Source organism: Leisingera sp. ANG49 (genome assembly GCF_059694505.1).
The window spans coordinates 1-11723 of record NZ_JCATZN010000023.1; the positions used below are offsets into that span (position 1 = coordinate 1).

The following is an 11723-nucleotide window of genomic DNA, read 5'->3' on the forward strand; positions in this document are numbered from 1 at the left end:
AAAGGGCAACACAGTTCTTCGCGAGCCAAAGGCCATGAGGTTCCGGTTCATCGAAGAGCACCGCCATACCTTTTCAACGAAACAGATGTGTTAGGTCATGGATGTGAGCCCTCGTGGTTTGCGGGCATATCGCAGCAGTCCTGCCAGCCGGAGGCAGAGAACTGATCTGGTAGTGCTGGCTCACATCAAGGAACAATCTCGCCTTAGCTTGGTCAGCTACGGTCGTCCGAGAATGACTGAAGAGCTGAATGAGCTGGGTCTGAACGTTGGACACCGCCGGGTTGGCAGATTGATGCGCGAAAACGGCATACGGGTCGAACGGTCAAAGAAATACAAGGTGACGACGGACAGCAATCATGCCTTCAACATCGCGCCAAATCTGCTGAGCCGCAATTTCCATGTGGACCGGCCCAATCAGAAATGGGCGGGAGATATCAGTTATGTTTGGACGCGAGAGGGGTGGCTCTATCTGGCCGTCTTCCTCGACCGTGCATTCACGGCGAGTGATCGGCTGGGCTGTGTCAAACCGTATGAAACGCGACCTTGCAATCCGCGCACTGAACATGGCCATAGCCTTACGGCAGCCGCCCAAAGGCTGCATTCACCTCACGGACAGGGGCAGTCAGTACTGCTCGCACGACTACCAGAGGATCCTGCGCCAGCATGGGTTCCAGGCGTCGATGAGCGGGAAGGGTAATTGCTATGACAACTCCGCAGTGGAAACCTTCTTCAATACCCTCAAGGCTGAATTGATCTGGCCGCAGTCCTGGCCAACGCGACGGACAGCGGAGATGGCAATCTTCAACTACATAAACGGCTTCTACAATCCGCGCCGACGGCACTCTGCCTTAGGCTGGAAAAGCCCAGTCGCTTTCGAACGGAACGTGGCTTAAACGAGCACCTGGGGCGGCACTAAAACGTGACAGGTCCAGAGCTCAACAGCACCCGAACGTAAATACTTGCGAATAGTGTTGCGGGAGAGGCCCGATCACCTCGCTATCTCCCGAATAGACATCTGATCCCGAAGCGCCCAGCGTCGGATCACACTCAAAAATGCCATGTCGATCACTCCAATGACCCCTGCCGATAAAAGCCAGGGGCACGGTCACACATGGGTCAATTCTCAATGAAAACTTTCGCCTGTACCAGGTCAGATCTCAGCGGAAATCAAAAGCCGTGGAGTCAAGCTACGCAGGTAACGGAGGATCTATAGCCGCATCTCTCTCCTCGCGTTCTTCTCCAATGCGCTCAACATCCAGCCGACAAACATTCCCAAGCAGATCAAAGCCAGCGGCATAACAACAGAAAAGGCGACTGGCCCAAATCGGTAGCCGCCTATCGGCCAAATAGTCTCCAATATGATATTGAAAAGCCCATGCCCCAGCGCCAATACTGACAGCGGAAATCCAAAGTGTCTTGGGATCGCAAAAAGCAAACCTAGAGCAAAAAAATACGGTAGGAGTAACAAGCTGGTATTCCAATGGTACAGAGCAAACAGCAGGCTGCTCACCATAGGAGCGGCCCACGATTGCCGAGGCAGCACAGCGAAAGGAACCCCCCTAAAGATCAACTCCTCCGCCAATCCGATAAGTAAGATCTGATAAGGAACCAACCAAGCGATCGCCATAAGTGTTTGAGAAGGTCGATCGGCAGGAAATGTTAGATAGCTAATAAGCAACAGCACAACGACCAGTGCAAATAGTCCTATGCAGCTCTCCGCCCAGCTAAGGGCAAAGGGGCGATCAAACGGTCTAGGTGCCGACGATTGAAACGTCTTTCGGAGCCATAGATAAGCAGGTCCCGCAAGTGTCAGCTGCACAATCGATAACGATAGTAGTATCGTCATGCGCTTCGCTTCATGTTGACTACTTGCAAAACCGATGGTCGTTGTGAACACCAACACGGCCAAAGTTAGTGCCGTCAAGGGAAACCACCGGCCTTTTAGGGTGTCGATACTTCTAGAGAAATTCTCCTTCACGAAATCATCGCTCATGCCTCTGTTTTTCCTCTACTATTGCTAATACAGTTTAGCCATTTTCGACGCTAAGAGATTACTTCAGCCAGCCCCGTTGTGCCGGGAGTCCCTTTCTCTATTCACTGCTGTGTCAGCGCCGTTTTTCCTCAAATCAATACCAATGATCGATTAATGGTACTCCAACTGGAGATAGGTCTAACCGTGAAAACCCAAAAGACCGTCCTTCCTACATCATTTCTGCCGGAGGTGGTGGCCACATTTTCAGAGCCACATAAAACACAAAGATCAGTGTCGCCCCCTCTTTAGGAAACGCCAGGTATTTTAGAAACTACTGACTGAATATTTTTAGACGCGCAGGCAGGGTCCTACTATCAGCTTTCAGCTACTTCCCCATTGTATCAGTTTCCAAACGCAAGCGAATCCCATCCCAAGCCCCAAATGAGGCGAAATGCGCATAGATTGCCTCAAGCCAACCGTTCTCTCGCCATCCCTCCGTCACCTCCGAAGATAAACCCGAAAAGACCTCGCGGTTAATCACTAAAAAACCGCTGTATCGCCGTACCTTTTCGTCATGGAGCGTTAGGGTCACATGTCCTTCAACGAACAAACCGTGTTCGCTCATCGCTTGACAAAAGGCGACAGTGTATTCTTCGGCTGCCGCATACTTGCGGCAAAACTCAATGGTGTCTTCTAAAACTTTAGTTGGATTGGCATTCTGATAAAGTGGTCGAAAATCCCCCTCTGACACCAACACAGAATCCGGATCAAATGCCAAAACGCTGCGACCTGTATTCCCGTCCCTTGCCGAGATGAAAGGATACCGCCGCACATAAGCAGGTACGTAATGTTCTTGGCCCCACCTTGCTAACTCATCGAGAAACAAATTACCGCCATCGAAGCCACCAACGACAGCAAATGGCATCATCTCCCCTAACTCAGAGAAGACTATTGGGTAATGACGTTGAGCATCGACGAACTCGTTTACCAGCAAAGGTATGCTATTAGCATCGGTGGCAAAACTATAGTCAGTCGCATCTTTCAACGATAGAGTGCTATGAATCTCCGGGCTTAGTGCTTCTAGTTTCCGGTAGAAAAGAGCAACATCATGCTTGGCTGTTTTTCCCACCGAGTCGTCTCCTTGATGCCCCTCAGTTGTTGCGGCATCCTGAGTTGCATCATCAAAATCCAGGTCATCATCAGGTTGTTTCATTTTCCACTTTCTCCTTCACATTCTTGTCGTTCTATGCAAGTAGGATATTTTGATCACAGAGAGCTTGTACTTCAGGGCGATGTGTGGCCATGACCACAGTTGTGCCCTGTGCTCGTAACCTTTGAAGAATGCGTTCACTCTGTTCCAGCGCCAAATGGTTGAATGCCTCGTCAAAGAACAAACATTCTTGACTGCGGTAGAGTGCCTGTGCCAATAGCAAGCGTTGGACTTCCCCCCGGCTCAATCCTTGATTTTCTAAATGTTCATCGCCATCCGAGTTAGCAAAGAAACCCAACCGGTCCCAAAGTTCAGCCACATGCAGTACATCAGTTAGGCGTTTAAGATTAACTGGCTCACCATTTGCAACAAAATCCGCTAGAGATCCGGTCACGAACTCATCGTCTGCAAAGACAAAGCCTGCCAATGCCGGTTTTGTAAGGCGCTGCCCGTTAAAGTAGACTACCCCTTTGAGAGGATGACGAAGTCCAGCAAGCAAATCGAGTAATGTTGTCTTCCCTGCACCACTAGGCCCCGCTATATTCACAACCGCACCTTTCTTGACTGAAAAATTCAGGTGGTCGAACAGAAGAGTTTCCACACCATTGTAGCCAAATCCCAGGTCTCGTACTTCGATTAAAACCTGCGGTGGGCTTGACAGGGGAAGGAATTCCGCGCTCAATTCTGAGTTTTCCGACCTTTCTCCTGCAGCAGTGTTTTCAAGAAGTTCCGCGGCCCGCCGAACCACTGGCTGCAAGGCGCAATACTCCCGGATCGTCTCAACAATTTGATCCAACTGTTTGGACAGCATCGCGGCCAACAGGGCAGCGAAAGTAAAACCACCGAAAGTCAGTTGACCATCAATCATGAGATAGGCCCCGGTAAATGCGGACAAAGGCTGAGAAAGCAATTGCAGGCTATGCCGCGCAGCGGCAAATCCCAATACTCTCTGCTGGTGACTGGCCTGAGCGGCCTGGCGTCTTCCCAACATTGGCAGGCATGTAACAAGAAGATGATGCTGCAAACCTGATGCAAAAAAACGCAAATGGCCGGTACCCCGCTGGATCTGGAGCGCTTGATAGCGGGCAGTATCAGCCCGGGCTTGAAGCTCTTGCTCTCGGCTTCGTGTACTAATGAAAAATAGCCATATCACCAACAAGAGCTGCGGCCCCAAGTGAACGACTGCGATTGCCGGTGCCATTGCAGTAAGCACGACTGTTACTACCGACACAGTGATTATTTGCATGCCCAGTGCATTCAAAGCCCGTAAGGAAAAATGCAAACAATCGTCCATGTCCTGCATTCGTCCGAACAATTCGCCAGCAAAGTGAGCTTCGAAAAAATCCGTCGGATACTGGTAAAATTGCTCAAGAAAAGATCTCTTCATTCGGATCAACAGATCAGATATCAAACTTTCCTGGCGAGCCAACTGAAAGTGCAGCAGTAGGAAGCGCGCGACGAGAAGAGGTAGACCGGCCAATGCTGCGACATAGCCCCAACGGGCCATTTGAAGTTCAACCACATAGTCAAAGAATAAGCGTAGAAGTCCGCCAAACAACATTTCTATACAGATCAGGATTCCCCCAACGCACGTACCGACCAATGCAGCCCTTCGGAATAGTCCGTCTCCCTCCGGAGCCAAAGCAAGCAGTACCCCCCAAGATGCAGGGGATGCATCTTTTTCTTTCCACTCCTCGACGCGAACTTCCAGACATACGCCTGTAAAATGCCTATCAAATGCTTCAAGCGTCATACGCCGACGCCCGAAAGCTGGATCGTTCACCGAAACACAGTCGCCATAAATTCCTTCAAGCACTACAAAATGCCGCAAGTCCCAATGAATGATAATTGGTTTACTATTGCATCTTAAGCTCTCGATCCCCTTCTTCACGATTTTACATTGATGCCCTAGTGTCTGCACACCTCGTTGGATTTGGGCGACGGTGGCACCATCACGGCCAACGGCACAAAGTTGCCTGAGTTCTTGCGTTGAATGGGTGTGGCCGTAATACTCGAGGAGGATACCTAGACAGGCGGCCCCACAATCGACGGGATTGCCCTGCAGTCGAATCGGTGTTTTAATAGTCGGCGATTTTTTTTTTCGCCACCGTTGCCCGATAGAGCGCCACAATGCTCTAGCGGGAATCATTGGCGAGCCTCAAGTTTAATAACAGTGTCTGCAAGCCCATGCATATGTATCCGGTGCGACACGAAATACACTTGCTCAAAAAGCGGTCGGATATTTGAAAAAATTTTCTCTTCCATCTCCATGGGTAGCCCGGACATAGCTTCGTCAAGCACAAGGATCGTGCTTTCCTTGGCTATACATTGGGCGAGTGCCATTCGTTGCCGCTCACCTGTGGAAAAATTTCGGTGAGCATCTGTAATAGGCGTATCGAGGCCGAGTGGCAGGGCCTGGACGGGTTCCAGCATGAAGACCCGTTCTAAAACCTCCCACAAATTTCTGTCGTTGCTCGAGGGCCCGCCAAACAGCTTAAGGTTGTCGCGCACCGTTCCCGGCAAGAGTTGAATGTTTTGATCTGCATAGGCAAAAATGCGCTGGCGCTCGACTGTAGATAGACGCATCGGATCAACGCCATATACCTCGATAGACCCAGCTTCTGGAGCCTGGATCCCCAACACACAGTTCAGAAAAGTTGTCTTACCCGCACCGGAATCCCCAGCGATCGAAACCACGCGCGGACCTTCCAGTCGCAGTGTCAGGCTTTCCGCCCCCTTGAAGCGGCAACCATGAGGCAGTCGCACACGATGACACTCAATGCTAGCCGTGGCTTGTGTTACTTTGGGCTCATTGAGTTTTCGAACGTTCGCGGCCTCTTCCACCAATTCCGTTACGCTGCCCAAATTCATTAGAACGTTCCCTAGCTTTGACACGGCGGCAGCTAGGCTGGGAAACAGCGCATAGGTCCGGGAAACAAGATGGATCACAATAAATGCTGCGGCAACCGTCATGGGTTGGCCATTTTGCGTTGAGGTGGCTACCAGGATACTCAGCACAAAAATCGCCAGTATTTTCGCCAGATCAGCCAATGTAGCGTTGGCCTCGAGCGCAGCGTTTTCACTTATTGCCATCCCCAATTGACGGTTGGCGATTTCTTCCTGAGCATGGGTCCAGCGGGAAATGGCCTTGCCGGTCGCGCCATAGAAATTGAGCCGAGCGAGATTAGCCATCATTCGGCACAAATAGCCGGCTGTTTCTGTTTTCAGATAAGTAAGCCTATGCCTTTGGCTGTTCTGGCGCCATTGGAAGAGAACTTGAGGAATCGTGGCGGCAACCGCAATTGCTAGAATGGTAAAAAACAAAATCCCTGGCAGGCGCAAATACATGAGGACCAAGACCGGCAGTAGGGCTAACAACGCGATCATTGCAAATGATATCTCAGCCGCAGCACGCCCCGCCTGTGCTATCAAGGCACAGTCTTGTTGGACTCGCTCCATACCGTAGGTACTAATAAAGTGGGGACGAAGAGACCAAAGTAGAGAAAGCTTTAGGATTTCGGCCCGCTCTTCTGTCAGAGAATCCAGATAGAGCTTTGCTCTTTGGAGCAGCATTTGGCTCAACATAATCGATACGGTAGAACCGGCGATCAGCCATGCCATTGCCCAATAAGCACCGTAATTTTGTTCCGGTACAATGTAGGCAAGTACACTGTAATTGGCGATGAATAGGACCGAACCAGCTAGACTTGCTAGGAGTTGATAGCCCATAGCCTGACGTAGCAAGCCACGTGAGGGCTTTAACACAAAATCAACGATTACGCGGAATGTCATCGGACTGCTATTTGAAAAGGGCTCGAACAAAACACAAAGGTTAGTCAGATTCTCGTTTGGAAAATCGCACTCAAACGGTACTCCCTTCTCCAAAAGGAACCCTTGAATTCGGTCTGCTCCAAGAAGGGATGGGACACACTTTAGCAATACGGGGCCTTCGCTGGCATGCTGGGCAAACCAAAGAGGATAACCCCAAAGCCTCTCGCTTGCATCCGAAGTGGGGACCGCCAGCAATCCCAATTGCCTTTCCAAATACACAGTCCAACTAGCCGAGTCTTCATCCGTGGGCGATTGCATATTGCATAGCCGATCACCATCGCTAACCACATTCTTCAGGTATCGCCGAAGTGCTATTACTTCCATCTCTCATCTGCCTCCCCAGGAATCACAACTTCTTGGGACCAGTGCCTCAACGCTGGCCAAAATACCCAGTCCGACAGTGGACAATGCAGGGCAGCATCAGGGCTCCAAGAACGGAGACGCACCGTATCCGGCTGCGGATAGTCGAGCAGGTGATGAGCTGCATTAAAGCCTCGCGCGAGTCGAGATCCAACAGTTACTCCTTCTACCTCGAGAGAGATATCCGGTTCGGCAAATAAGTGAATCTTATTAGATGCTTTTCCCCGGCGATGTTTCCCCGGAAGAAATTTTGGGGACATATCTCCCATGTAGAAAACTACTGCCCGTTCGCTCATCTCTCGACGGAGAGTTTCAAGCCAACCTTCTTCCAGGGGAATAAAAATGGCTTCAGATTTCAGCGCGCTCTTGATCAATCCTGCGCAAATTTCTAGTCGCGGATCTAGCGGATTGCGCAAGTGAAGCAATATGTATCTGTCAAATCCACGATCCAGAGCAAGGAATTCGATCGTGGCGTAGATCACAGAAAAGCAGAAACGATGATGAAGTGTTTCCAAAATCAAAGGACGATTGGCGAGCGGTATCCGCTCAGTTTTGAGGTGCAACTGCTCCCGAATTGCCAGAAAGTAATCGCGGGCCTGTCCAAGATTCATGGTCGGTAGGACAATAGGCTCCAACCAATAGTCGGTGATCGTCCGGATCGCATGATCATCTTCCTCCGGCGTAATCCCAGAAAGACCATCCATACACGACAAGGCCAGACGTGCCAGGGCTGCCTCGTCACGCCAGCCATTAATAACACGAGACCGGAAGCCGCGGATGTCTGTCGTCGCCTTGTAGGTCTGCAGGATCGTAAGATCGAGCCTATTTTGGATTTCCGCTTCGTCTGCTTCAGGGATCAAGTTCATTTCTCCTCACACAATTGCTGCGCCGACCTTCTATGCTCAACTGCCTTACTGAGTGCTCCTATTATCTGCTTATCCGCCGAACAGATCAGCGTAAAAAGGTAGCAGTACCTCGATCGGAGAAGCAGCACCCACCTGTATTCTCGCACCTGCCATGGTGCCGGGAGTAAGTGGTCGGCTGAGTGTATCGCCATCCAGCTGAAGCTTCCCTGCAGGGTCGCGCTCAAAGTGCAGAATCACCGCCACTCCACCCTGGTCACCAGTCAGGGCCTGCGCTATTTCGGTACTGCCGACAAGGGATTGCGCTTCAACCGAGGTTGATACGTAATCGCTCACTTGCCATACGCGAGCAGCTATTTGGGTACCGATCAATGATCGCTCATAGTCCGGCTTGATCAGGGCCGCATCCCCGTACTGAACCCTCTTTGCGTCCCGTGGAGACAGCAAGGCAATCATTTCCACCGCGAAGTTACGCCACTCGTCGCCAATAGTAAGTTTCATGGCAAAAACAGGCGCACCTTCGCTGTCTGTCAAATCTGTATTGGTCAGGTCGAGACTCTCAAGATTTTCGAACTCCGTGCTAGATGTCTCGATCACAATTCGGTTCTCGACTATGCGCAGGAATATTGGAATATTCGGAGCTAAAATCTTTAATGCATCACGCAGGCGGGTCTCAAAACCAGGGTCGCTTTTTCGGAAGGGAACAGTCACCTCGCGGTCCTCCAATGATAAAGCTATCAACCCTGTTTGAGCACGAGGAGAAATCACTAGGAGTAATTTTCGATGTTGCGGCGTCATTTTCATAAGGCCGACAACCTCACCTTGGCCAACGGTCTGCCCCAGCGTCTTCTTTGTCGCAATTAACTTGCCGTCGTAAGGTGAGAAAATATGCGTTCCTAGCCAAAGCCTTCTTTCCGAATCCAGCAGTTGGCCGCGGCTGCTTGCTGCGCGCACCGCTAACTCCTTCCTTTCGGAACTCCATCTGTTCCTGATCCCCTCAATTTCCCCCAAAATGTTCTGTTCCTGCACAGTGTCTGCCGCGATATTCTCCTTGATCTCGCTTAATTCGCGACGCATCCGTTGCCATTCCACTTTAGCCCGGGAAATTTCTGTCACTGAGGTAGACAGGGACTGTTGAGCCATTACCCTTCCTCGAAGATACTGAAAGTAGTCTAGGTCTGACACAATCCCCTTCCTCTTTAGTTTCTCGGCGCCACTCTGCATTTTTTCGGCGAGCTGATTGACCTCATCATTGGTTCGCTGTTGAAGACTCAACATGCTTTGCATCGTCGTATCATATTCGGAAACGGCACTTTCCAGAGCGACCGCAATTGTACTGAGACGTGCGATATTCGCCCGTACACTGTCGAGCTGAATTTCCAGCTCCTTTTCCTGGCTTTCGTAACGTTGCTGAGCGGCATTTTCCTGTGCATCTAGGTGGGCCACTTCCAACAAATAGGTTTTCCGGGCTTCTTTGTACGAACTTTCTGTTGTAGGATCAGATAACTCCAGCAAGAGATCCCCGCTGCGAATCCGCCCCTCAATTGCCTGCGGGTGTCCAGTTACCAAACCTTGCCCTAGAGAGACAACTTCACGTACCCCTCCCGGTGGCATGACGATCCCGCGCGCTTCGACTGTAACTGGCAGGCGTGCAGTGAAGAGCCAAGCCGAAAGGGCAGCAAATGCAAAGGCAATCGTAAACAGAGTCGGCCAAAATAAAGCTACATGACGAACAGGAATCTCAAGAGACAAATCCTCATTAGCCTTAGAGAAGTTGAGTAGGAAAGACCTACGGAACAGTCTGCCCACCTCTCATCCCCCTTTTTTACTTAGATCCGCCGGGGCAGTTTCAAAAAATCGACCGTCGCCATGGTGTAAATACTCTCTATTCACAGCCTCTCCGCGTGAAGCGCTTACTTTTTTCAGCACAGACTCCTGACATTGTTGGAGACTTTCAGACGAATGCCGGCCCCCCGATTGCATAGCATCTACAGTCGCCTCTTCTGGCAACCATTCGTCTTCCTGAACCGCCTCCATCGCCAAAGCGCGAGCAAACAGATATTCAGCTGTGTTCCACTTCCAATCAGGACAGGGCAACGCCATGTCGTTTCCCGCACCGTGATAAAGGTATCGATGGCCACAGAACCCGCCGCACATGGGCAAAATCCGGCAAGCTTTACAGACATCGCTTTCAAAGGGGGACCAGCCTTTCCATAGGGCGGCATTCAGGTTGTCATCAAGATTCTCAGGTTTAAAGATTGAGCCAATCCGTTTACGCGGGTCGTGGGCTGTTTCCCAACATTTGTGAATGTCTCCGTTGTGAGTGATGACATAGCCGTTGTCCTTCGCGGCAACGCACATTCCTAGGATGCCTTTTGGTGCAGCCACCGGTGAGGCAAGGCCAAGATTTCTGGCTTTACTTCCCAACGTCACCACGGCTTCATTAAAATCTTTTCGGGCCATCCCTTCCACATACGCGGTACCACTTTCCGGCGTGGCAGCGTCGATGGGGGCAAAATAGAGGCTGAAATTGCCCCGTTGGCCAAAGCCGCGCTTGTTGAACTCATCAAGCAGTCTGTCGCATTCATCAACATTTTGTCGGCCGACATTGACGCGCATTGATATCCCAAGTGGGGTTTCGTCGAGAACTGCACCGATATTTTCTATGATGGTTTTGAACGACCCACGTCCAGAGGTTAGCGGCCGCATCTTGTCGTGGGTTTCTTCAACACCATCAATCGTAACCTGGGCATTAGTGCAGCGTCTGCTCCAGAGTTGCTGCGCGATATCTACTGTAAGGAAGTAGCCATTGGTAACAATGGTCGACGAATATTGGATCCCATTGCGGTCGCAAAGCGATATCAACCGGTCTGCCAGAGAAAAAATTTCTTTCTTCGCCATTAGCGGCTCACCGCCATACCATGTAATATTAAGGCCATTCAGGCTTTGCTTTCTCGTATCCACAAAATCAATGATGGCGTCCGGAAGGCGCTTGTCGAGCTTGCCGAGATCCTTCTCCAAGCCTTGGAAGCAATAACCGCAAGCCAAGTTACAGGCCATGGTCGGTGCAACGGTTAACATCATTTGACTCTTGTCGTGCCGGGCCACGAAGTAGTCCTTTTCGACCTGTTTGAGCTCATCCTTTCCCTTGGTCGTTAGGAACCCTTCTGCCATCAGCGATCTGGCCAGCGTCTGGTCCTGTTGCCTATCGACTACGCCGGTCTCTTCCCATTGCCGCCACTTCTTCGCTTCCGCCGCGTTCAACCGACTGAGAGAACGGGTCATAGAATTGAACAGCAGCACCGCATTTTTCTTCAGCGCCACTGTGATGGTAAATCGCGACGGAACCAGCGCAACGGCATCCGAGATCGTGGCAGGGGGCTGGAGATTGCTCTTGGCGCCAACCGCCCATTGCTGGATGGCCCTCGTCCGAGGGGCTTCTGTTTTTTCAGGCATGGTTCTTCTCCCGACCGGTTTCGGTCAATGC

7 protein-coding genes and 1 pseudogene are annotated in these 11723 nt (G+C 51.0%); 1 reads left to right on the forward strand and 7 read right to left on the reverse strand.

Annotated elements, in window-relative coordinates; translation table 11 throughout:
• Nucleotides 1–893 (forward strand): annotated as a pseudogene (locus tag AC58NV_RS23260) (IS3 family transposase); the annotation flags it as partial.
• Between the two features lie 314 nt (nucleotides 894–1207).
• On the opposite strand, the gene AC58NV_RS23265 reads toward AC58NV_RS23260, so the two are convergent.
• The 7 genes from AC58NV_RS23265 to AC58NV_RS23295 form a co-directional block, all read right to left on the reverse strand.
• The gene (locus AC58NV_RS23265) at nucleotides 1208–1993 is read right to left on the reverse strand and encodes a CPBP family intramembrane glutamic endopeptidase (protein WP_497229274.1); all 786 of its coding nucleotides are present in this window, start codon (nucleotides 1991–1993) and stop codon (nucleotides 1208–1210) included.
• 364 nt (nucleotides 1994–2357) lie between these two features.
• Nucleotides 2358–3185: a SapC family protein gene (locus AC58NV_RS23270; protein WP_497229275.1), complete on the reverse strand. Its 828-nt coding sequence runs from the start codon at nucleotides 3183–3185 to the stop codon at nucleotides 2358–2360.
• A 31-nt stretch (nucleotides 3186–3216) separates the two neighbouring features.
• On the reverse strand, nucleotides 3217–5331 hold the full coding sequence (locus AC58NV_RS23275) for a cysteine peptidase family C39 domain-containing protein (protein ID WP_497229276.1): 2115 nt from the start codon (nucleotides 5329–5331) through the stop codon (nucleotides 3217–3219).
• Nucleotides 5328–7214, reverse strand: coding sequence for an ATP-binding cassette domain-containing protein (locus AC58NV_RS23280; protein ID WP_497229277.1), 1887 nt, complete (start codon nucleotides 7212–7214; stop codon nucleotides 5328–5330). Before AC58NV_RS23280 ends, AC58NV_RS23275 begins: the two co-directional genes overlap by 4 nt.
• 113 nt (nucleotides 7215–7327) lie before the next feature.
• Nucleotides 7328–8233 carry a hypothetical protein gene (locus tag AC58NV_RS23285; protein ID WP_497229278.1) on the reverse strand — a complete coding sequence of 302 codons (906 nt, stop codon included), beginning with the start codon at nucleotides 8231–8233 and terminating at the stop codon, nucleotides 7328–7330.
• Between the two features lie 75 nt (nucleotides 8234–8308).
• Nucleotides 8309–10045, reverse strand: coding sequence for an HlyD family secretion protein (locus tag AC58NV_RS23290; RefSeq protein ID WP_497229279.1), 1737 nt, complete (start codon nucleotides 10043–10045; stop codon nucleotides 8309–8311).
• A 3-nt stretch (nucleotides 10046–10048) separates the two neighbouring features.
• Nucleotides 10049–11692: a radical SAM protein gene (locus AC58NV_RS23295; protein WP_497229280.1), complete on the reverse strand. Its 1644-nt coding sequence runs from the start codon at nucleotides 11690–11692 to the stop codon at nucleotides 10049–10051.
• Nucleotides 11693–11723 lie beyond the last annotated feature (31 nt).